The organism is Streptomyces sp. NPDC056231 (assembly GCF_048270745.1).
Taxonomy (GTDB): domain Bacteria; phylum Actinomycetota; class Actinomycetes; order Streptomycetales; family Streptomycetaceae; genus Streptomyces.
Map to the genome: position 1 here is coordinate 380,975 of NZ_JBLVKW010000001.1, position 21,103 is coordinate 402,077.

At 68.7% G+C, this 21,103-nt stretch carries 15 protein-coding genes and 1 pseudogene; 4 read left to right on the top strand and 12 right to left on the bottom strand.

Features of this window, described 5'->3' with window-relative positions:
- Positions 1–129 precede the first annotated feature (129 nt).
- The 4 genes from ACNPQM_RS01715 to rplU all read right to left on the bottom strand — a co-directional run bounded on the left by ACNPQM_RS01715 (position 130) and on the right by rplU (position 4,160).
- Entirely contained in the window at positions 130–1,629 is a 1,500-nt protein-coding gene (locus tag ACNPQM_RS01715) for a D-ribitol-5-phosphate cytidylyltransferase (RefSeq protein WP_418082526.1), read from the bottom strand.
- A gap of 337 nt (positions 1,630–1,966) precedes the next feature.
- Positions 1,967–3,403: a GTPase ObgE gene (gene obgE, locus ACNPQM_RS01720; protein WP_358859050.1), complete on the bottom strand. Its 1,437-nt coding sequence runs from the start codon at positions 3,401–3,403 to the stop codon at positions 1,967–1,969.
- 164 nt (positions 3,404–3,567) lie between these two features.
- On the bottom strand, positions 3,568–3,825 hold the full coding sequence (gene rpmA / locus ACNPQM_RS01725) for a 50S ribosomal protein L27 (RefSeq protein ID WP_116211787.1): 258 nt from the start codon (positions 3,823–3,825) through the stop codon (positions 3,568–3,570).
- A gap of 14 nt (positions 3,826–3,839) precedes the next feature.
- Positions 3,840–4,160 (bottom strand): 50S ribosomal protein L21, encoded by a 321-nt coding sequence (rplU, locus tag ACNPQM_RS01730; RefSeq protein WP_042812502.1) that lies wholly within the window; start codon positions 4,158–4,160, stop codon positions 3,840–3,842.
- Positions 4,161–4,504: 344 nt separating this feature from the next.
- Here rplU and ACNPQM_RS01735 point away from each other — a divergent pair, with 344 nt between their 5' ends.
- From ACNPQM_RS01735 to ACNPQM_RS01745, 3 genes are read left to right on the top strand one after another with little or no spacing between them, the layout of a single operon-like run.
- The gene (locus tag ACNPQM_RS01735; protein WP_418082527.1) at positions 4,505–5,782 is read left to right on the top strand and encodes a hypothetical protein; all 1,278 of its coding nucleotides are present in this window, start codon (positions 4,505–4,507) and stop codon (positions 5,780–5,782) included.
- Positions 5,757–7,358 carry a glycosyltransferase gene (locus ACNPQM_RS01740; protein ID WP_418082528.1) on the top strand — a complete coding sequence of 534 codons (1,602 nt, stop codon included), beginning with the start codon at positions 5,757–5,759 and terminating at the stop codon, positions 7,356–7,358. The genes ACNPQM_RS01735 and ACNPQM_RS01740 overlap by 26 nt, the downstream gene beginning before the upstream one ends.
- Positions 7,355–7,957, top strand: coding sequence for an acyltransferase (locus tag ACNPQM_RS01745; RefSeq protein ID WP_418082529.1), 603 nt, complete (start codon positions 7,355–7,357; stop codon positions 7,955–7,957). The genes ACNPQM_RS01740 and ACNPQM_RS01745 overlap by 4 nt, the downstream gene beginning before the upstream one ends.
- A gap of 196 nt (positions 7,958–8,153) precedes the next feature.
- On the opposite strand, the pseudogene ACNPQM_RS01750 reads toward ACNPQM_RS01745, so the two are convergent.
- Together ACNPQM_RS01750 and ACNPQM_RS01755 are read right to left on the bottom strand one after the other, a co-directional pair.
- Positions 8,154–9,031, bottom strand: a pseudogene (locus ACNPQM_RS01750) (IS1380 family transposase); the annotation flags it as partial.
- A 417-nt stretch (positions 9,032–9,448) separates the two neighbouring features.
- Positions 9,449–9,886, bottom strand: coding sequence for a hypothetical protein (locus ACNPQM_RS01755; RefSeq protein ID WP_418082530.1), 438 nt, complete (start codon positions 9,884–9,886; stop codon positions 9,449–9,451).
- A gap of 400 nt (positions 9,887–10,286) precedes the next feature.
- Here ACNPQM_RS01755 and ACNPQM_RS01760 point away from each other — a divergent pair, with 400 nt between their 5' ends.
- Complete coding sequence (locus tag ACNPQM_RS01760; RefSeq protein ID WP_418082531.1) at positions 10,287–11,441, top strand: acyltransferase family protein; 1,155 nt, start codon at positions 10,287–10,289, stop codon at positions 11,439–11,441.
- A 105-nt stretch (positions 11,442–11,546) separates the two neighbouring features.
- Here the strand turns inward: ACNPQM_RS01760 and ACNPQM_RS01765 are convergent, their stop codons facing one another.
- The 6 genes from ACNPQM_RS01765 to ACNPQM_RS01790 form a co-directional block, all read right to left on the bottom strand.
- The gene (locus ACNPQM_RS01765) at positions 11,547–12,830 is read right to left on the bottom strand and encodes a nucleotide sugar dehydrogenase (protein ID WP_418082532.1); all 1,284 of its coding nucleotides are present in this window, start codon (positions 12,828–12,830) and stop codon (positions 11,547–11,549) included.
- A 6-nt stretch (positions 12,831–12,836) separates the two neighbouring features.
- Positions 12,837–14,480 carry a glycosyltransferase family 2 protein gene (locus tag ACNPQM_RS01770; RefSeq protein WP_418082533.1) on the bottom strand — a complete coding sequence of 548 codons (1,644 nt, stop codon included), beginning with the start codon at positions 14,478–14,480 and terminating at the stop codon, positions 12,837–12,839.
- Positions 14,477–16,078 (bottom strand): glycosyltransferase family 4 protein, encoded by a 1,602-nt coding sequence (locus ACNPQM_RS01775; RefSeq protein ID WP_418082534.1) that lies wholly within the window; start codon positions 16,076–16,078, stop codon positions 14,477–14,479. Before ACNPQM_RS01775 ends, ACNPQM_RS01770 begins: the two co-directional genes overlap by 4 nt.
- A 38-nt stretch (positions 16,079–16,116) precedes the next feature.
- Entirely contained in the window at positions 16,117–18,717 is a 2,601-nt protein-coding gene (locus tag ACNPQM_RS01780; RefSeq protein ID WP_418082535.1) for a glycosyltransferase family 4 protein, read from the bottom strand.
- 127 nt (positions 18,718–18,844) lie between these two features.
- Positions 18,845–19,852, bottom strand: coding sequence for a Gfo/Idh/MocA family protein (locus ACNPQM_RS01785; RefSeq protein ID WP_418082536.1), 1,008 nt, complete (start codon positions 19,850–19,852; stop codon positions 18,845–18,847).
- Positions 19,849–20,967 (bottom strand): DegT/DnrJ/EryC1/StrS family aminotransferase, encoded by a 1,119-nt coding sequence (locus ACNPQM_RS01790; protein WP_418082537.1) that lies wholly within the window; start codon positions 20,965–20,967, stop codon positions 19,849–19,851. Before ACNPQM_RS01790 ends, ACNPQM_RS01785 begins: the two co-directional genes overlap by 4 nt.
- Positions 20,968–21,103 lie beyond the last annotated feature (136 nt).

A 21,103-nucleotide genomic window follows, 5' to 3' on the forward strand; every position in this document is an offset into this window, starting at 1 on the left:
GTACCGCTTCCGACAAGGGTGCCGACTTTTACCTTACGAGGGAAATGTGAAGAAGACCTTCACGAATTCGGACCCCTGCGGTTCGCGCGGGCGACAGCAGGGGTCCGAATAGTCGATTGTTAAGCAGTATTACACATCCGCCTGTCGATCCAGGACAGCGGCAAGCGCCTGTTCGAAGCCGGATGCCTCGGACGCACCACGGGTCGGGTCCTGCTGACGTACGTCGATCACGTGTCCGGTCATCTCGGAGAGCAGGACGTCGAGCGAGGTGCGGGCGACCGCCTCGGAGGAAAGCAGCGTACCCGCGGGCTCCTCGCCGAACGCCTTGGTGCGCATCGGGGTCGCGGTGCGCTCGGGGTTCACGCAGTTCACCCGCACACCATCGCCCGCCCACTCGTCCGAGAGCGCCTGGGTCAGATTGACCATGGCGGCCTTGGTCGACGAATAGAGGCTGTACTCCGCGCGTCCGCGGGTGTAGCTGCTGGAGGTGTAGAGCAGCAGCTGACCCTTGGTCTGCACGAGGTACTTGTATGCGGCGCGGGCGATCTGGACGGGCGCCAGGTAGTTGACGTTCAGCGCTTCCTGGATGGTCGCGCTGTCCGTCTCGGCCAGCTTGCCGATGCGCAGCACGCCCGCGGTGTTGATCACGTAGTCGACGCGGCCGGTGTCCGCGTAAGCCTTGGCGAGAGCGTCGTCGACGTGCTCGGGGTTCTCCACGTGCGTGCCGGTGGTGGAGCGGCCCAGGGCATAGACGTTGGCGCCGTAGGACTCGGCGAGCGTCGCGATGTCCGCGCCGATCCCGTACGAGCCGCCGAAGACGACCAGGGTCTTGCCGGTGAGCTGTTCGCGGTAGACGGCGTCGTCGGCCGGCTGCGGGACGGCCGTGGAGGCCAGCTGGAAGAGCTTGTCCGCGATGAAGACGTCGACCGGCTGGGTGACCTTCATGTTGTACTCGTCGCCCGCCACGACGTAGATCGGCACGTCGGGGAGGTACTTCAGCACGACCGAGCAGTCGTCGGTGGCCTGGAAGTTCGGGTCGCCCGCGGCGACCTCGTACGCGCGGCGGATCGTGGAGAGCTTGAAGGCCTGCGGCGTCTGGCCACGGCGCAGCCGGGACCGGTCGGGCACGTCGGTGATGAACTCACCGTCACCGCCGTGGGTGCGGGTCACGATGATCGTGTCCGCGGACGGGATGGCGACGTCGACGGCCTGGTAGCGGTCCAGGGCGTCCACGCAGTCCTGGATGACACGCTGCGACAGCAGGGGGCGCACGGCGTCGTGGAAGAGGACATTGCGGTCCTCGCCCTCCGCCAGACCCTCGCCGAGGGCCGCGATGGCGCGCTCAGTGGTCTCGTTGCGCGTGGTACCGCCCTCGATCACCTTGGTGACCTTGGTCAGGCCGGCCTTGGCGATGATCTTCTCGACGTCGGGCACGTAGCCCGGTGCCATCAGAACAATGATGTCGTCGATGGAGTCTGCCTGCTGGAAGATCGACAGCGTGTGCTCGATGACAGCCTTGCCTGCGATCTTCAGCAGCTGCTTGGGGATCGACAGCCCCACGCGCTGGCCGGTACCGCCGGCGAGCACGACTGCTGTGGTTCGGGCTTTAGCTATGTGCTGAGCAGACACAGACGACCTACCTTGCGAGGGCTGGGAGACAAAGCGATGGTTGCACTCTCCGTTACCGTCTCGCAAGGTGGACGTCGGCTCCCGAATGCCCCGTGGACACCTGCTGTTGCCTTGCGATCAGGGCGAATACCGGAATCGACGCTGCCCTGCCGGGTGACCGACACCACACGGTTGGGCGGTATGAACCACCCATGAGCGGGATTCCTTGCCACCGGCCGCGACGGGCGGCGACTCCGGGTGCAGGGGCAACGCAGGGGCGGGCCGTCGGTGCAGACCTTCCACCGCGACCCGCCACCACCCGCGTGACCCGTCAGGAACGGGTCGAACCCGTCGAACTCTAGAACGGGTCGAACTCGTCGAACTCGCGCTGCGCCTCGTCACGCTCCGCCTCGCGGTCGCGACGGCGCTGGGCCGCCGGACGGGGGGCTTCGAGACGGTGGTCCTCGCCGCGCCGGCCGAGCATCTCCGCGCCCGCCGCCATGGTCGGCTCCCAGTCGAAGACGACCGCGTTGTCCTCGGCGCCGATGGCCACGCCGTCGCCCGCCCGGGCACCGGCCTTCATCAGCTCGTCCTCGACCCCGAGCCGGTTGAGCCGGTCGGCGAGGTAGCCGACGGCCTCGTCGTTGTTGAAGTCGGTCTGGCGGACCCAGCGCTCCGGCTTCTCGCCGCGCACCCGGTAGATGCCGTCCTCCTCCAGCGTGACGGTGAAGCCCGCGTCGTCCACGGCCTTGGGGCGGATGACGATGCGGGTCGCCTCCTCCACCGGCTTGGCGGCGCGCGCCTCGGCGATCACACCGGCGAGCGCGAAGGAGAGCTCCTTCAGGCCGATATGTGCGACAGCGGACACCTCGAAGACACGGTAGCCGCGCTCCTCCAGATCTGGCCGGATCATGTCGGCGAGGTCCTGGCCGTCCGGGATGTCGATCTTGTTGAGGACGACGATGCGGGGCCGGTCCTCCAGACCGCCGTACTGCTTCAGCTCCTCCTCGATCATGTCGAGGTCGGAGATCGGGTCGCGGTCGGACTCCAGCGTCGCCGTGTCCAGCACGTGCACGAGCACGGAGCAGCGCTCGACGTGCCGCAGGAACTCCAGGCCGAGGCCCTTGCCCTGGCTGGCGCCCGGGATCAGCCCGGGGACGTCGGCGATGGTGTAGACGGTGCTGCCCGCGGTGACCACGCCCAGGTTCGGGACGAGCGTGGTGAACGGGTAGTCGGCGATCTTCGGCTTGGCCGCGGACAGGACGGAGATGAGCGAGGACTTGCCCGCGCTCGGGTATCCCACCAGTGCGACGTCGGCGACGGTCTTGAGCTCCAGGACGATGTCCCGGGACTCGCCCGGCTCGCCGAGCAGCGCGAAGCCGGGGGCCTTGCGGCGGGCGGAGGCGAGTGCGGCGTTGCCGAGGCCGCCACGGCCGCCCTGTCCGGCCACGAACGTGGTGCCCTGGCCGACCAGGTCGGCGAGCACGTTGCCGTCCTTGTCGAGGACGACCGTGCCGTCGGGAACGGGCAGGATCAGGTCCTGGCCGTCCTTGCCGGAACGGTTGTCGCCCGCACCGGGCTGACCGTTGGTGGCCTTGCGGTGAGGGCTGTGGTGATAGTCGAGAAGCGTGGTGACGTCCTGGTCGACGACCAGGGTCACATCGCCGCCACGGCCGCCGTTGCCGCCGTCGGGACCGCCGAGCGGCTTGAACTTCTCACGGTGAACGGAGGCACAGCCGTGGCCTCCGTTACCCGCGGCGGCATGCAGCTCGACGCGGTCCACGAAGGTGGTCATGGTGGAAACCTCCAGTTACTTACATGCAGAAATGACTCAAAGCTCATGCTGTCCCGGTGGGGACAGAAGCTGTCTCTCACAGGAGAAACACGCGAAAGGCGGACCCGCTTCCCGTACGGGAAGTGAGGTCCGCCTCCGCAGAAACCGCTCGACGAGCGCCGAAATTACTCGGCGATCGGAACGATGTTCACGACCTTGCGGCCACGGTGGGTGCCGAACTGCACCGCACCAGCGGCGAGCGCGAACAGCGTGTCGTCGCCGCCACGGCCGACGCCCGTGCCCGGGTGGAAGTGGGTGCCGCGCTGGCGGACCAGGATCTCACCGGCGTTGACGGCCTGGCCGCCGAAGCGCTTGACGCCGAGCCGCTGAGCGTTGGAATCGCGCCCGTTCCGGGTGGACGATGCGCCCTTCTTGTGTGCCATGTCTCCTCAGTCCCTTACTTCGCAGCCGCGGGGATACCGGTGACCTTGATCGCCGTGTACTGCTGACGGTGACCCTGGCGACGGCGGTAGCCGGTCTTGTTCTTGTAGCGAAGGATGTCGATCTTCGCGCCCTTGTGGTGGTCCACGACCTCGGCCTGGACCTTGATCCCGGCAAGCACCCACGGGTCGCTGGTCACGGCGTCGCCGTCGACCACGAGCAGGGTCGAGAGCTCGACCGTGTCGCCAACCTTGGCAGTGGAAATCTTGTCAACCTCAACGATGTCACCGACAGCAACCTTGTGCTGGCGGCCACCGCTGCGCACGATGGCGTACACGCGGATCTCTCTCTCACTCGGAACGGGTCCCCTGATGCCAGCCGCTCGCGCAGGCCGAAACCTGCGACGATCCGGAAGGATGAGCGGCCTCTCCTGACGGACGGATCCATCACGAGGGATGTGCTCAGGGGTGGGCGCGCATGGAAACACGCCGAGGTGCAAGGCTACGGGGCCGCACACTTGCGGGTCAAACCGGGACCCTTGGGCCTGTCGGCCGGCTTCCGCCGGGTCGTCGCCGGGCTCCGCGGGCCGGCCCGTGGAGCCTCCCCACCGGCCGAAGCACCGGGTCGGCAGCGTGCTAGTTTGTCGGTTTTGATCATTCTTTCGTATTTTCGAGGCCGTAGATGCTGCGCTCCGCCCTGCTCGGCCGCACCTGGCTGCTGCCCCTTCTGGTCTGTTCCGTCTACGCGCTGGCGCAGCTGACCGCCGGTTCCTCGTGGACCCTTTTCCCGGACTCGTACCGTTACGCACGCGCCGCGGAGCAGCAGCTCGGCGCCACGCGCGAGGAGGCGCACCAGATCGCGCTCAAGGCGTTCTGCACGAGTCGCGCCGACGCGGCCGCGGAGACCAGGTCCCTGGATCCGCTGGCCGATTCCGCCGACGCGGCCGACGCCGTGGCATCGGGCTCCGCCGCCTGCCTGGCCCGGTGGTCGAACGCCACCGACATCACCACGGCGGACGGCCGCTATCAGTCGATCTTCTCGACCCGGCCCGGGTATCCGATGCTCGCCGCTCCTTTCATCGGCGCTCTCGGCGTGCTGGACGGGATGCGCGCCTTGGGCCTCGTACTGGCCCTGGCCGGTTCCCTGATGGTGCGCGGACTGCTGCGGAGCGCCGGTCTCGGCCACGTGCCGGCCGTCGTCGGGCAGATCGCCTTTCTCGTCTCGCCACTCGGCTGGTGGAGCCTGCAGGCACTGAGCGAGGGCCTGGTCACGGTCTGTGCGCTCGGGGCGGTGTGGGGTGGTGTCCTGATGGCGCGCGGAAGGCGGCTGTCCGGTGTGCTGCTGTTCACCGGCGCCCTTGCCGCGTGCGCGGTGACGCGCTACTCGACGGCTCTGCTGCTGGCCGCCCTGATCGCGGTCGCCGCGCTCGTCTCCTGGCTCCTGCGCCGCTCCCGGCACGATCTCCTCCTCGCCGGTGCGGCCACCGGATGCGCCGTCGTCGTGCAGCTGGCCATGAACCTGCTCGGTCTGCCTTCCTCCGAGGTCACGCTCCAGGACACCTTCACTCGGCATTTCCGCTCGCCGGACGTGCCCGACCCGTGGGCCCGGCTGACCGACCTCAATCTGCAGTACTGGAGCCACTGGTTCGCAGAGCAGGCCGCGATGCCGTTCTTCCTGGTGGCCCTGGTCGTCTCGCTCTGGGTGCTGATCCGTCGCGGCGGCATCCTCGGCCCGCTCGCGTGTGCGGTGGCACTGACCGGCGTCGCTCAGATCGCGGCTCATCCGCTGGTCCAGGAGGCGGATCGGCTCGGAGTGCTCATGTGGGTTCCGGTAACACTGGGGATTTCCCTGATCTCGGAGGGCGTTCAGGGCTTTCGCCGGTTCCCGATAGGCCGTACGGTCCGAGTTCCTGACCCAACCGTGGAGCCACAACGTGTCGACACCACAGATCCCCGATGAATTCCTGGCCAAGGTCGCCCGTCGGGCGACCGCGCGCATGGCTCGCACCGACCGGCCGTTGCTGGCCGAGCGCATCCTGGGCGTCACCGCCCACCGGGTCCGTGACCGCAGGCTCAAGGCGGACCTGCTCGCCGCGGCGGCCGACGCGCAGCTGTCCCGGGGGCTGGTCCCCCGCCATCTCGTCCAGGCGTACGGAGCCGAGCTGACGTACGCGGACTCCAGGTTCAAGGCGGGCCGCAAGAAGGAGGCCGCCGAGGCTCTCACCCGGGCCCTGCTGCTGGCTTTTCACCGGGTTCCGCACGTCGACCGGCTCCACTCACCCCTGTCGGACGACCCGGCCGGATTCACCGCCCGGCTGCGCGCCAGCACCACCGCCCGCGCGGTGGCGGCACCCCGCGGCCGAAAAACACCCCCCGCCGCACCCCCGGCCGACCGCCCGCTGCGTCTGCTCGTGGTGAACCGGGCCAACGCCAACTTCCTGGGCCTGCTCACCGAGCGTTACGCGGACCACCCCGGTGTCGAGCTCCGCACGCTGGACCTGGCGGCCGATCCGGTACTCGCGCCGCTGGCCAAGGGCCTGCGGCGGATGATCGAGCTGCCGCTCGGGACCCAGGCCGCGTACGCAGCCGAGGTCGAAGCGGCGCTGCGCCCCCATCTGGACTGGGCGGACACCGTCTTCGTCGAGTGGTGCTCCACGGCCGCCGCGTTCATGACCTTGGTCGATCCGGGGAGCACCCGGATCGTCGTCCGGCTCCACAAGTACGAGTCGTTCACGTACTGGCCGCACATCATGGACTTCTCCCGGGTCGACGATGTCGTGTTCATCGCGGAACACATGCGGGAGTTGACCACCGCCGCCGTTCCCCGGCTGCTCGCTACCGACGCACCACGCCTCCACTTCCTGCACAACGCCCTGGACCTGCGGCGGTTCGACCGTCCCAAGAGCGACGACGCGCGGTTCACCGTGGGCCTGATAGGCATCGGTCAGATCGCCAAGGACCCGCGCTGGGCGCTAGAGGTGCTCAGGCTCCTTCGGGCCCGGGACGAGCGCTACCGCCTGCTGATGGTCGGCGGCGGAATCGATCCGGCACCCAGCCCGGCGGCCGCCGCCTATCACGAAACCCTGGAGAAGGATCTCGCCAAGCTGGAGCCCACAGGTGCCGTGCGCAGACTCGGGCCGACCGACGACGTACCCGGCGTGCTCACTGGAGTGGGCGTGATCCTCAGCAGCTCCGTCCGTGAGGGCTGTCACGTCGGCCTGATGGAGGGAGCGGCGGCCGGTGCCGTGCCGGTCGTCCGGGACTGGCCCTTCGTGGCCGGCCGTCCGCACGGCACGCGGACCCTCTTCCCCGAGGACTGGATCGTCACCACCCCGCAGCAGGCCGCCGAGCGCATCCTCGCCGTCACAGCGTCCGAGGAGATCCGGGCCGAGGCCGGGCGCGAGGCGTCCCGATACGCCCTCTCGACCTGGGACTGGGAGACCGTGCGGAGCGACTACGACCGCCTGCTGCTGGGCACGGACCGCAACGTAAGCTCGCCGGTCGAGGCCCCACTCCGAAAGGCAGACGCGCAGTGAACTACAGAGTCCAGCCCACCGCCCAGGTCGACGAGACCGCCGAGATCGGCGCCGGCAGCAGCGTCTGGGAGCTTGCCCAGATCCGCGAACAGGCCCGGCTCGGCGAGGGCTGTGTGGTCGGGCGCGGCGCGTACGTCGGTACGGGCGTTCGGATCGGCGACAACGTCAAGATCCAGAACTATGCGCTGGTGTACGAGCCGGCCGAACTCGCCGACGGCGTCTTCATCGGCCCGGCTGTGGTGCTCACCAACGACCACAACCCGCGTTCGGTCGACCCGGACGGCAAGCAGAAGCGCGGCGGTGACTGGGAGGCCGTCGGCGTGAAGATCGCCGAAGGCGCCTCGCTGGGCGCGCGTTCCGTCGCGGTGGCCCCGGTCCGGATCGGCCGCTGGGCCATGGTGGCGGCCGGCGCCGTGGTGACCAAGGACGTGCCCGACTTCGCGCTCGTCGTCGGTGTTCCGGCCCGGCAGGTCGGCTGGGTCGGCCGCGCCGGTGTGAAGCTGGTGGAGTCCGCGGACGAGCCGGGCGTGTGGGAGTGCCCGCAGACGGGAGCGGTATACGAGGAGAAGGCTGGGGTGTTGACCGAGCGCGACTCGTAGCGCGAGGACTGAGCTAACGGCGTGGTGCACGACCAGCCTCTATCTTTCGTGACGGGCCGTCGGTTTCCTCGGCGGCCTGTTTCGGTTGTTCGGGCCGGTGGTGGCCAGGCTGATGGCCCGGCTCTCGCGTCGGGTGGACGCCCGGTTCCACGGCTCCGGTGGGATGATGCTGCTCGCTGGGACGGGAACGCGCTGGTCAGCCAACCTTCGGGAGAGCTTCGAGCCGTGCCAGGGCGTCGGTGATCACGTCGATCCAGGGCCAGTGGCAGGCGAATCTGAGGTGTCGGCAGCGGGCCGTGGTGACGAGGTATGCAGCGGCGGAGAACAGACAGAGCCTGAGCCGGCGGGGCTCCCAGCTGGGCTTGGCCGGTGAGGGCGAGCATCGGCCATCCAGGCCATCAGATACAGGGCGAGCTGGACGATCTCCAGCAAGATCTGGTTCTGCGCGGTGTCATGCAAGGGCAGGTTGCGTAGCCCAGCAGTACGGGCGGTCCGGATGCGGTCCTCGGCCCGGGCGCTCCGGCGGTGTCGCAGTTCGAGGGCGGCGATCGGGGTGCCGGTGGTGTTGGTGGCAAAGCAGGTGATCCGGTGGTCGTCGACAATGCGCAACTGGGCGCCGGGATGCGGCCGTTCCTTGCGGACGATCAGCCGCATTCCCTTCGGCCAGCCCGTCAGGAAGTCTCCGCACAGCTCAGCGACCCACGCGCCGTCGCGGACCTCGCCGCGGGGCTCGACGGCCGCCGTCCAAGCGGTGACCGGGACCTTCAGGACGGCGGTGTGGATGGCGTCGGCGATGGTCATTCCGACCGAGTACGACAGCCGCCAGCCGCGCTGGGCGAGCCAGGCCACGAACTCATGCCTCCTACCGCCGGAATCCGTACGAATCAATGTCCGCCGTCCACGCGGATACCTCTTCGGCACTTGGGTCAGGGCCGGTTGAGCGGTGGTGATTTGGTCGGTCACGGTGTTGCTGCCCGCGTTCCCGGGCCGAAGCAGGCCGGCGACCGATTCCCCGGTGCCGCCGCTGCCGCGGTCGACGAAACCCATCAGCGGATGATGCCCGAAGGCCTTCTCTCTGCCGCACGACTGCGCCGAGGTGGTAGAGCGCGACGGCGATCACGGAACTGTTCAACGCGCCTACAGCCGCAGCTATCAGGTCAAGGGCGCTGGCCAGCCATCTGTCTGTAAAACGCTCTATCCGTGCAGCGATCACGACAATATGACCAGAGCGGCACCACATCCCTGACCAACGGCATCGCCTTCAACAACTTCCGCTGGCAACCCACCCTCATCCAGGGCGGCAGAGGCTGGGCAACGTACCGCTTCACGGCACTGCCGAATGGGCACACAAAGCCCGGCCTCCACTTTGACCGGAACACATCCGCACCCTTCCTGCGCCTTCCGCCCAGATCGCACTTCCCCACGCGAGAGAAGTCCCGGCGGGCCGCGTGGTCGTTGGGCGGACGGTCACGACTCGTGCTAGAGCACCTGTCACACCGGCGCGGGAAGATCCATGGTCGCCCATTGATACGCGCTGCGCCACGACCAGCCTGAGGAGCGCCGGCACCCGGAGCGGTCACCATCGACCGGGTCGACCGCTATGACCAGCAGGCCGTGGAAGCGTTCTGGGCTGCGCACCAGGAGGGCGTGGGAACGGCACGGTTGGGCGTCTCTAGGCACAGGAGCGGGACGGGGCAGGAAGAGCGCGGTGGGGGCCGTCCGGTGTCCTCGGAACGTGCTCTGGCCGTCGAGGTCGCGTTGGCGGGGCTGCGCCGGGCCGGCGGCTTCCAACGCGATGCGGGCGGTATTCAGGACTCGCCATCGCTCGAGGGCGACGAAGGTGCGTTCCACGGGTGCGCCGTGGTTGGCGTGAGTGGAGTTGGCCCGCTCACCGAAGCGCCGCTGCTCGCCTTCCACCGCGTCCCGCATTTGGACGGAGTCGTACCCCCTCCGATGCCCCCGCCCAGTTCGCCGTGCCGCTCCGTAAAAGCACCGCCACACGTTGCCCTGCGCAAGTTGCGCGGCCGCAAGCGCCCGGCTGTCACTCCGCCGTCCCGGCCGACCAGTGCGGTTGCTCGCCACGTACAGCAACAACGCAAACTTCCTCGCCCTGCTCTTCAAGCACTGCGAGCAGGCCCCCACGTGGAGCGGTGCCTGCTCAGCGGGCGTGAAGTCGAGGAGGCGCTCCGTCCGTAGGAGGTGAAGTGAATCCGTAACGCGTCAACTCCGTGCCGTGCGGGGACGGGCTAGCGGTCCCCTCCTTGTCCGGCACATCCAACCGGACGCATAAGATGACCGGATTTACCGGTGCCCTACAAGTGAGGCCGACATGCCCCAGACCGACGTTCAGGTCCCCGGCCACCTGGATGCACTCGGCGCAAGTGGAATGCAGTCGCCCAAGAAGCGGGCCACACCCCGGCTCTACGCACTGGATGCCCTGCGCGTCCTGGCGGCGCTGTCCGTCCTGCTCTTCCACTTCACCGGTGTCGACGCGGCGACAAAGGCCAACTGGGGCGTGAACCCTAAGGAGTTGTTCCCCTGGCTCTTCCCGGTCACGTCGTACGGTTCGTACGGAGTCCAGCTCTTCTTCATCATCAGTGGCTTCGTCATCTGCCTCTCGGCCTGGAACCGCACACCCGGGCAGTTCGTACGCGCCCGCTTCCTGCGGCTATTCCCCGCCTACTGGTTCTCGATCGTTCTCGCTTTCCTGGTCTGGCGCGTGCTGCCTGACGGCCAGCGCACCGCGCCCAGTATCAGTGACTCGCTGACCAACCTCACGATGTTCCAGGTGCCGCTCAGCGCGCAGCACCTGGTGGGTGCCTACTGGACGCTCTGGGTCGAGCTCACCTTCTACCTGATCTTCCTGGTGGTGCTCTGGAAGGGCGTCGACTACCAGCGCGTCTCGGTCTTCTGCTGGGTGTGGCTGCTGGCGAGCGTCCTGGTCCAGCAGGACAAGGACGTGCCGCTGCTCGGGATCTTCGCCCAGCCGCTGAACACCGCGCTGTTCGTGGCCGGCATCGCGATGTATCTGATGTACCGTTTCGGACCCGATCTGAAGCTGTGGGGGCTGCTGGGCGCGAGCTGGCTGGTGATGCAGAGCGACCTGGTCGAACACGCCGACAACTTGCGCCACAACAAGGGCATGGACCGGGACCCGTACCTCGCACTGGCCCTGGTCACCGTCTTCTACCTGCTGGTGCTGGCCGTGGCGCTGCGCAAGGTGAACTGGATCAACTGGAAGTGGCTGTCCACCGCAGGCGCCCTGGTCTACCCGCTCTATCTCCTCCACGAGGAGCTGGGCTGGGCCATGATCCGCAAGCTGTTCGGGCACCTGGGCGCCTGGCCGACGCTGGGAGTAACCACGGCCGCCCTGATCGCGCTGGCCTGGCTGGTGCACCGATTCGTGGAGCGCCCTTCGCAGAACTGGCTGCGCGCGGCCCTGACCCGGGAATCCACCAATCCGCCAGAGCTGTCCGATAGTTGATCGCCCGCCCGGCGTCCCTGCGGGCTGGAGTTCTCGCAGACGACGAAGGGGCCTCGCCGTGCGGCGGGGCCCCTTCGCGCTGCGAACAGCAGTTGCGTCCGGAGATCAGCCGCCGATGACGACGCGGCGGACGCCTTCCCAACGAGCCGGGTCCGTCGCGCGGCGGCCGTCGACCAGGACGCGCACGTCCGGCAGGTCGGCGGCGGCCAGCTCGTGGTACTCGGCGTGGTCTGCCTGCAGGATCGCGGCGGTGACGGTCTCGCCGGCGTGCGGCGGCAGGCCGTGGGCGGTCAGCTCCTCGGCCGTGTACAGCGGGTCGGAGACGTACGGCACCGCGCCGCGGGCCTTCAACGCCTCGACCGTCCCGTAGACGCCGGAGAAGGCCGTCTCCTTGACGTTGCCACGGTAGGCCGCGCCCAGGACGAGCACCTTCACACCGTCCAGGTCACCGTAGGCCGCCGCAAGGAGATCCACGGCGTACGACGGCATCGCGGCGTTGGCTTCGCGCGCCGCGCGCACGACGGTCGCCTCCGGGTCGTTCCACAGGTACATCCGCGGATAAATCGGAATGCAGTGGCCGCCGACAGCGATCCCGGGCTGGTGGATGTGGCTGTACGGCTGCGAGTTGCAGGCCTCGATGACCTTCTTGACGTCGATGCCGGTCTTGTCGGCGAAGCGGGCGAACTGGTTCGCCAGGCCGATGTTGACATCGCGGTACGTCGTCTCGGCGAGCTTGGCCATTTCGGAAGCCTCCGAAGTGCCAAGTTCCCATACGCCGTTGGGGCGCGGCAGGTCCTCGCGCACGTCGAAGTCGAGCACCTGCTCGTAGAACTCCACACCCCGCCGTGTGGACGCCTCGTCGATGCCGCCGACCAGCTTCGGGTAGCGGCGCAGGTCGGCGAAGACACGGCCGGTGAGTACCCGCTCGGGGGAGAAGACCAGGTGGAAGTCGTCCCCCGCGGTCAGGCCCGAGTGCTCGGCCAGCATCGGCGCCCATCGATCGCGGGTGGTGCCGACGGGGAGCGTGGTCTCGTACGAGACGAGCGTGCCCGGTCGCAGACCGGCCGCGATCGCCCTGGTCGCCGCGTCCATCCAGCCGAAGTCCGGCACGCCGTCGGCGTCCACGAACAGCGGCACGACGACCACGACGGCATCCGACTGCGCGACCGCCGCAGTGGTGTCCGTCGTTGCGGAGAGCAGCCCGGCCCCGACGGTCTCCTTGAGCTTGACGTCGAGGTCGTGCTCGCCGGGAAACGGCTCGACCCCGGCGTTGACCAGCTCGACGACCTTCTCGTTGACGTCGGCGCCGATCACCCGGTGGCCCTTGGCGGCGAACTGCACGGCCAGGGGTAGGCCGATCTTGCCGAGGGCTACTACGCAGATGTTCATGGGGGGTTACTTCCTCTTGGAGAACTTGGCGCCGGTCAGCCGGGCTCGTAGCCGCGATCCCAGCGATGCCTTGGGCGGGTTGAGCGGGCGGGTGCCGACCACCACGCGCCCCTTGCTGTTGGGACGTGCCGCGGCCCGGTACGGCTCTTCCCCACTGTGCCACTGCCGCGCCAGCGGCATCGGGCGGCCGTCGGCCCGCACGGGGATCTCGTACGTCGATCCGGCCACGTCGACGTAGACGCGCACCCCGCGCTTGGAGTTGCGCGGCTCCAGCGGGATCCGGGCATACAGCACGGTGGCGTTGCCGTCGGCCGCGACCTCCCGGAGGAACTCCCCCGGCGCCGGGGGCAGTTGCTTGTCATCGGGCAGCCGCTGGGCGCGCGCCTTGTCGGCGCTGCCGGGCATGGCGCCTTCGGCGAGGCGTACGACGGCGGAGCCGATGTCGCCGACGACGCCTATTCGTATCGTGGCGGTGAAGGACAGTTCGTCGCCGTCCTGTGCCCAGCCGGACTCGATCAGCTCGGTCTTGTTCGCGAGCCGCCCCGGGACGCGCTCGCCGACCAGCTCGAAGCAGCGGTCCGGAAGCTCCGCACCGGCGTCGCGGAAGCCGGGGTACCGCGCGAACGCGCGGCCGTCTTCCAGGTGGAACGGCGGTGCGCCGTGCTCGGTCTCTTCGGTGATGGCACGGCAGAGCGTGTCCGTGGCACCGCTCTGGGCCAGCCGGAGCCTGGCCCGCAGCTTGACGGGCAGCGAGTCGCTCAGCCCGTCCGTCAGGTAGCTGTCCGCCAGCCGCGCGATGCCCGCGCAGACCTCGCGCCGGGTCTCCTCGTCGAGCGCCGGGAAGTCGTCCTGGATGAGCTTGGACAGCTCCCAGGTGAAGTGGCGTTTGAGGAGGGCGTCCCGGTTCGGACCGGCTTCGATCAGCCCGGCCGCGTGGTCCATGATCGCCGCGGTGCAGCGCAGCCGCGCCAGGTGATCGGCGCGATAGGTGATGTTGCTGGCGTCGCCGCGCTTCACCGCGTAGTAGCAGGTGTAGTCGGCGACCACCGATATCCTGCGGGCGCGGTAGCAGGCCTCGATGGTGAACGGCTGGTCGCTGCCGACCGGCAGGTCCTCCGGGAAGCGCAGCTGGTACTTCTCCACCAGCTCGCGGCGGAAGAGCTTGGTGTTGGCCAGCGCGAACGGCAGCTCCCGCCCGTAGAGGCTGACGTCCGGGTCGTTGGCCTTGTAGAGCGTCTGGCGCACGTACCGGCCGTTGGTGCCGACCATCTTGCCGACCACGACGTCCGACTCGTTCCGGTCGGCGCAGGCGACCATCCGCTCCAGCGCTTCCTCGCCGAGGTAGTCGTCGGAGCCGATGAAGTAGACGTACCGGCCGGTGGCCAGCTCCAGCGCGCGGTTGCTCGGCGCTGCCGGGCCACCGGAGTTGGGCTGGTGGACCACCTTGACGACGTTCGGGTAGCGCTCGGCGAACCGGTCGAGTTCGGCGCCGCTGTCGTCCGTCGAACCGTCGTCGACCGCCACGACCTCAAGGCGGTCCGTACCGATGGACTGCCCTATGAGCGAATTGAGGCACTCGGTGAGGTAGGGCATGGTGTTGTACACGGCCACGACGACCGTCACATCAGGAACATCGGTTCTGAGGGTCACACGGTCACCTCGGCGGCTCTGTCGACGGATATGCGCGGACGTGCGGAAAGCAGCTTCGTGTACACCTGGTCGAGTACCTCGGCCTGCGCCTCCCAGGTCCAGGTGTCGAGAAGACCCGGCTTGTCGTAGGCGGCCTTGTAGCGGTCGGGGTCGGCGAGCACAGCCTTGACCGCGGCAACGAATCCGTCGATGTCCTCGGCCGGGAAGACCTCGCCCTGGCCGGTGGCCCGGGCAGCCTCGGACATCGTCTTCACGTCGCTGACGACCAGCGGCAGCCGGGCGTGCGAGTACTCGAAGAACTTCGTGATCAGTGCGATCTCGTGGTTCGGCCAGTGGTGGATCGGGATGCAGCCGACGTCGGCGGCCGACAGGAAGCGGACCACCTGCCAGTGCGGCACGTACGGGACGGCGTGCAGACGGTCGCCCGCGCCCAATTCCTCGGCCCGCTTCATCAGACCCTGAATGTACGCGGCGGCGGGGTTCGGCACCACGAAGGCGATGTGCACCCCGTCGAGCTTCGGCAGCGCCTCCACCATATCGCCGAGGCCACGCTGCGGTCCGGGCGAACCGCTGTAGACGATCAGCGGAACATCGGGGCCGATGCCGCACAGCTGGCGCAGGTCGGGCACCTCGGCGTCGTCCTCGGCCGTGGTCTCGGCCGGGCGGTCGGGGGCGTTGAGGACGACGGTCGGCTGCGCTTTGAGCCCGTGCCGTTCGCGCAGCAGGTCGGCGAGGCCCTCGGAGACCGTGACGACGGCGTCGGCGTACGGGGCGAACTCGCTCTCGTGCGCGGTGTTACCCGGTATCCAGTGCGCATTGTCCTCCCAGGGGCGCACCCCGGGCAGGAACTCATGTGCGTCCCAGACCAGTTTGACGTCACGGCCGGCGGCTCTGGCGCGCACCGTGGCGCGAGCGCCGACTCCGAGCATCCGGAAGTCGTTGGCGTGGATCAGGTCGGGCTTGAGGGCGTCGATCTCCTTGCCATAGGTCAACTCGTAGTCCCACAGCGCCGGTTCGAGGCGCCGCCAGGCACGCCTACCCTTCGCCGCCTTCCAGGACGCGGTGAACGCCTGGTCCAGCGGGCCCTTGAGCCTGCGGCCCGCCTTCTGCGCCTCGACACTCTGGCGGGACCTGAAGGAGATCCAGCGCTGCATGACCTTGGAGGCGGGGCCTGCCGCGACAAGCCTGACCTTCTCGGTCTTGCGGAAGAGAGGTGAACCCACGGCATGCGGGGCCACCTTGAGCGCCGCGCGCCGGGTGGCCACATCGGCGCGCCAGGCCTTGGCCCACTGGCGACGGTACGCAGCGAGCGGACCTGGCGGATAGGCGAGCGGCCGGCGCAGCAGCGAGCGGTGCCGCTCGGCGTGCCGCTTGGCCAGCGGCGTCTTCAGTGGCAGGAGCCGCACCTCCGCCTCGCCCAGCTTCCAACTGCGGCCCTGGCCAGACCTGACCAGACCGAGCAGAACAACATCCCAGCCAGCCGCGGCTGCGGACTCGGCCGCCTTCTGCACCCGGGAGTCGCCCTCGACCTTGTTGTCGACCAACATGACGACGCGCCCCTTGGTGGTGCGGGCGGCATCGGCACTCTGCACTTCCATCAACAGCCTTTCTGGGCAGGTCACTCGAGGCACCTGCATCACTTGAGGAAGCCGCTCAGGACCTGGGCGGTCCAGCTTCCGTCGTGGTACGCGTGGGCGAACTTCACGGACTCACGGCCGATCTCGGCCGTCTTCTCGCGGTCCTCGACCAGGGACTCCAGCACCTCGCGGAGATCGTGGGGGGTGGCGCTGACGATCGGCAGGGTCCCACCGGTGGCGGCCTTCACCTCGTCACTGATGTAGCCCACAACAGGCTTGCCCGCCGCCATCGACTCGACGGCAAAGGTGCCGTAGCTGCCGGTGGTGAACTGGTCCAGGACCAGGTCGCACTCCTTGACCAGCTCCTGCATCTCGGCCCAGGGGATGCCCTCGGCGAGCCGGAAGTCGATCAGGCCCTTGTCGTGCAGCCCGGTGAGGACCGGCATGATCCGGTCGGTGCCCTTGGTCCAGCGCTTGGACGGGGCGTGCATAACGATGGGCCGCTTACGCTCCATGACGGGGCGGTCAGTGGCCCAGCCCGCGACGTCCACAACCAGCGGCGCCCAGGTGGCGGCCGGTAGGTCGTCGAGCAGGTCGGGGGTGGTGACGTACACCGGCAGTCCGGCCTCATCGGCAATGCGGCGGTTCCGCTCGGCCTTGTCCAGGAGCTTCTCCAGGACACCCTCCGGGGCGTCGTGGAAGAGCGAGAACTCGTGCCGCTCCATGTGTCGGGCCGGGTGCCGGATGTCACTGCCGTGCGAGAGCAACGCCACCTTGATCTTGGCCTGCTTGAGCGCTGGGAGGTCACCCAGGATCGAGTCACCGTTGAGGTGGCCAAAGACCGGCATGAAGGCGTCGACGAGCACATGGGTGTAGCGGCCGACAATCCGCCGAACCTGCTGGAACTCGACGTCGAGCTCCCTGAGCCGGGTGGCGTCGACGTACACGTCGGCCGGGTAGTCGATGGACTCGGGCCGCTTGTTCATCACCACTTCCACCGACACGTCCCGGTCGAGACGGGTGATGGCCTGCGCGTACGCGGCTCCCTGGCCGGCGTAGTTGGCGGGCCCCATACCGAGCTTGACGCGGGTGCTTCCGAGCTTGCGCCAGTCCGGGTCGCCGCCCATCTCGCCGTCGGCGTCCGCCGCGGGGCGCACACGCACCGCGGCGGGAGTCTCCTGGACCGTCCAGGACGGCTCCGACCGCGGCCCGGGCGGGGTCCTCTTGGACAGCTCGCGGTACAGCTTGAGCAGTCCGGCGCTCTGGTACTCCCAGGAGAGCTCCTCGCGCACGGCCTCGGTGATCTGCCCGGCGAGCTTCTCGCGGCCCGCCAGGGCGCGGTTCACCGCACCCACGAAAGTGGCCGGGTCGTCCCAGGTAAAGACCTCACCGAGGCCCTGCTGCTCGACGTACGCCTTGATGACCTTGACATCGCTGGTGACCAACGGCAGCCCGGCCTGGAGGTACTCCGAGACCTTGGTCGGGAGCGAAACCTCACAGTTGGGGACCTTGCGGAAAGGCGTCAGCCCCAGGTCGGCCGAGGAGAGAAAGTCGGCAACCTCGTGCTGCGGCACGTAGGGGACCAGGTGGATCCGGTCCCGTACCCCCAGCGTCTCCGCCTCCGCCAGCATCCCCTCGAGCAGCGGTGTCGTCCGGCCGACCACCAACGCGAGATGTATACCGGGCAGCTCGGCAAGCCCCTGGATGACCACGTCCACACCGCGCTCGGGGCCGATCCAGCCTGAGTACACCAGCAGCGGAACCTCGCGCCCCACACCGGCCGATTCGCGCACAGAGAGACGGGACCTGCCGGAACCGATCACTTCGCGCACCGGTGAATTACCCACCACCAGCGGCAGCTCTGCGAGCTTGTGGTCGTCCTTCAGCATCCCGGCCAGCTGCGCGGAGACCGTGACGACCGCGTCGGCGCGGCCGATGAACTCGGCCTCCATCGCGGGCAGCGCGTACGCCTGGCGCGGGTTGGGCCACTCCACGCCCTTGACATACTCATGGGCGTCGTACAGCCAGGCACAACGGTGGCCGGTCGCACGCAGTCGGGCGGCGCTGCGCGCAGCCGTGACGATCATCGTGGAGTCATTGGCGTGGATGACGTCGGGCTTGAGATCCTCGATCACCGGGCCGAAGGCAAGGTCGAGGTCGACCACCTGTGGCCAGTCGCGCTGCCAGTCGCCGACCGCCTGCAGGGGCTCGGGCGTGCGACGCTGCTCCCACTTGAAGGCACGGACCCGCAACTTGTGCACAGCACGCCCGGCACGCAGCAGGGCCTTCAGCGAGGCCCGGCGCGGGGCACCCGACCAGTTGCTCTCAGCGGACTTCTGCCGCACCCAGGCACGGTAGGAGGCCTGGTACCGGTTCAGGGCGGCCTTGTCCTGGAGGTGGAACTGGGTCAGCGAACCGCGCAACGGGTGCGTCCTGCGCGCGTTGACGGAACGCAGGTACTCGGCCTGGACCGGAACCCGGACCACGTCGATCGGACCCATCTTCGAGCGCTGGACCCGCTTGGTGTCGCTTCGGCCGATCAGAGTGACGTCCCAGCCGTCCCTGGCCGCAGCGATAGCGGTCTTCTGGACTCGCGAGTCACCGGTGATGCCATTGGCGACGATTACCGCGAGCCGCGGTCGACGGGTGGGGGATTCCATGCGTGCTTCCTCCGGAGGAAGGGACAGAGTTCGGTGCCCGGCCCCACGCATTCGCGACGGGGCCGGGGACAAGCGGGATGCGGTCCTCGCCCAGCCACCGAGTCGGGGTCGAACCACGAACTCGCTGTTACGCGCTGCTGTTGCTGTCGAGGCGGACAGTGGTACCTGCGACGGCCGAATCGAGCACCGCGATCGCGACCTCGACCGTACGAAGCCCCTCCCGCAGCGTGCAAATGTCCTGCGAGACGCCGAGCACCGCGTCGCGGAAGAGCTCGTGCTCGACCAGCAGCGGTTCGCGCTTGGGGATGGCGTACCGGATCATGTCGCCCTCGGAGACGCCGCGGAAGGCCTGGAGAGCCTCCCACTCGGTGGCCACGGCGGCGTTCGAGTGGAAGGTCAGGTCGGCGGTGAGGGTGTCGGCGATGAAGGTGCCGCGCTCGCCGGTGACGGAGGTGAAGCGCTCCTTGAGCGGGCTCAGCCAGTTGACGAGGTGGTTGGCCATGCTGCCGTCGCTGAGCAGACCGGCGACGGACACCATGTCCTCGTGCGGCCGGCCGCTCTTGTGGACGGTGTGGGCCGCGACCGAGACATAGCTCTGGCCCGTCACCCAGCCGGTCAGATCGATGTCGTGCGTGGCGAGGTCCTTGACGACGCCCACGTCGGCGATGCGGTGCGGGAACGGGCCCTGCCGGCGGGTGACCACCTGGAAGACCTCGCCCAGCTCGCCCGCCTCCAGACGGGTACGCAGGGAGCGCAGCGCCGGGTTGCAGCGCTCGATGTGCCCGACGCCGGCGACCAGACCACGGGACTCGAAGGCCTCGACCAGACGGCGGGCCCGTTCGACCGTGTCGGCGACCGGCTTCTCGATCAGGGCGCAGACGCCGGCCTCGGCGAGCTGCAGGCCGACTTCCTCGTGGAGCGCGGTGGGGCAGGCCACCACGGCGTAGTCGATGCCGAGCGCGATCAGTTCCTCGACGGTGGACAGCACCGGAGCGCCCTGGGCCCATCCGTTCTTGTCGCCCATCGGGTCGACCACGCCGACCAGCGTCACGTTCTCCAGGCCGGCCAGCACACGGGCGTGGTGGCGGCCCATCGAGCCGAGACCGATCAGCCCGGCTCTCAGTCCTGCGGTCACTGTATTTCTCCCAGCGAGTTCACGGCCGCGACAATACGGTCCAGGTCGTCCGGCGAAAGCGACGGATGTACGGGCAGCGAGACGACCTCGGCGGCGGCGCGCTCGGTCTCCGGAAGATCCCAGTCGCGGCCGGCCTTCTGGTCGGGCTCCCAGTACGGCTTCAGCCGGTGGATCGGGGTCGGGTAGTACACGGCGTTGCCGATACCCGCCTCGCTGAGTCTGGCCATGGCGGCGTCCCGGTCACCATGCACCCGGATGGTGTACTGGTGGTAAACGTGGCGTGCACCTTCGGCGACGGGCGGGACCGTCACATTGGCCGCGGTGATGTGCCGGTCGAGGTAAGCGGCGTTGGCCCGGCGCTGCTCGGTCCAGCCGAGCACCTTTCCGAGCTGTACGCGGCCGACGGCGGCCGAGACGTCCGTCATCCGCATGTTGGCGCCGACGATCTCGTTGGCGTACCGCTGCTCCATACCCTGGTTGCGCAGCAGCCGGAGGGTCCGCGCGACCTCGGCGTCGGCGGTGGTGATCATGCCGCCCTCTAGCGAGTGCATGTTCTTGGTCGGGTAGAAGCTGAACGTGCCGCCGGATCCGAAGGCGCCGACGGGCGTGCCGTTCAGGGCCGCGGCGTGTGCCTGGCAGGCGTCCTCGACGACGGCGAGGCCGTGCTTGGCCGCGATCGGCATCAGCGCGTCCATCGCCGCCGGGTGCCCGTAGAGATGAACGGGCATGATCGCGGCGGTGCGGGGAGTGATGGCGGCCTCGACGGCGGCCGGGTCCAGACCGAAGCTCCCGGGCTCGATGTCGGCGAAGACGACGTCGGCCCCGGTCAGACGGACCGCGTTGGCCGAGGCGGCGAAGGAGAACGACGGGACGATGACCTCGTCGCCGGGGCCGATGCCCAGAGCGAGCAGCAGGAGGTGCAGCGCGGAGGTGCCGGAGTTGACGGCGACGCAGTGGCGTCCGTCGACCAGCTCCGAGAAGCCCTCCTCGAAGGCGGCCACCTCCGGCCCCTGGACGACGCGGCCGCTGCGCAGTACGCGCACCACCGCTTCGATCTCTTCCTCACCGATCACCGGCCGGGCAGCGGGGACAGGTCCCCGGGTGTCGCTCGACATGGGCATCCTCCTTGAACAGCACAAGAGCTTGATCGGCGAGGGCTTCGAGGCGTGCGGATGTCCGGGGGGGGACCCCTACGCCCGGCACATAACCGATGGTGTACTAATGCATTACGGACAAAATCCGCCATTCCCT

Bases quoted from the DNA above. Each gene is read 5' to 3' on its own strand.
- ACNPQM_RS01765 (WP_418082532.1), bottom strand. From the start codon at position 12,830: ATGAACATCTGCGTAGTAGCCCTCGGCAAGATCGGCCTACCCCTGGCC.
- ACNPQM_RS01755 (WP_418082530.1), bottom strand. From the start codon at position 9,886: ATGCGGGACGCGGTGGAAGGCGAGCAGCGGCGCTTCGGTGAGCGGGCC.
- rpmA (WP_116211787.1), bottom strand. From the start codon at position 3,825: ATGGCACACAAGAAGGGCGCATCGTCCACCCGGAACGGGCGCGATTCC.
- ACNPQM_RS01775 (WP_418082534.1), bottom strand. From the start codon at position 16,078: ATGGAAGTGCAGAGTGCCGATGCCGCCCGCACCACCAAGGGGCGCGTC.
- obgE (WP_358859050.1), bottom strand. From the start codon at position 3,403: ATGACCACCTTCGTGGACCGCGTCGAGCTGCATGCCGCCGCGGGTAAC.
- ACNPQM_RS01780 (WP_418082535.1), bottom strand. From the start codon at position 18,717: ATGGAATCCCCCACCCGTCGACCGCGGCTCGCGGTAATCGTCGCCAAT.
- ACNPQM_RS01790 (WP_418082537.1), bottom strand. From the start codon at position 20,967: ATGTCGAGCGACACCCGGGGACCTGTCCCCGCTGCCCGGCCGGTGATC.
- ACNPQM_RS01735 (WP_418082527.1), top strand. From the start codon at position 4,505: ATGCTGCGCTCCGCCCTGCTCGGCCGCACCTGGCTGCTGCCCCTTCTG.
- ACNPQM_RS01760 (WP_418082531.1), top strand. From the start codon at position 10,287: ATGCCCCAGACCGACGTTCAGGTCCCCGGCCACCTGGATGCACTCGGC.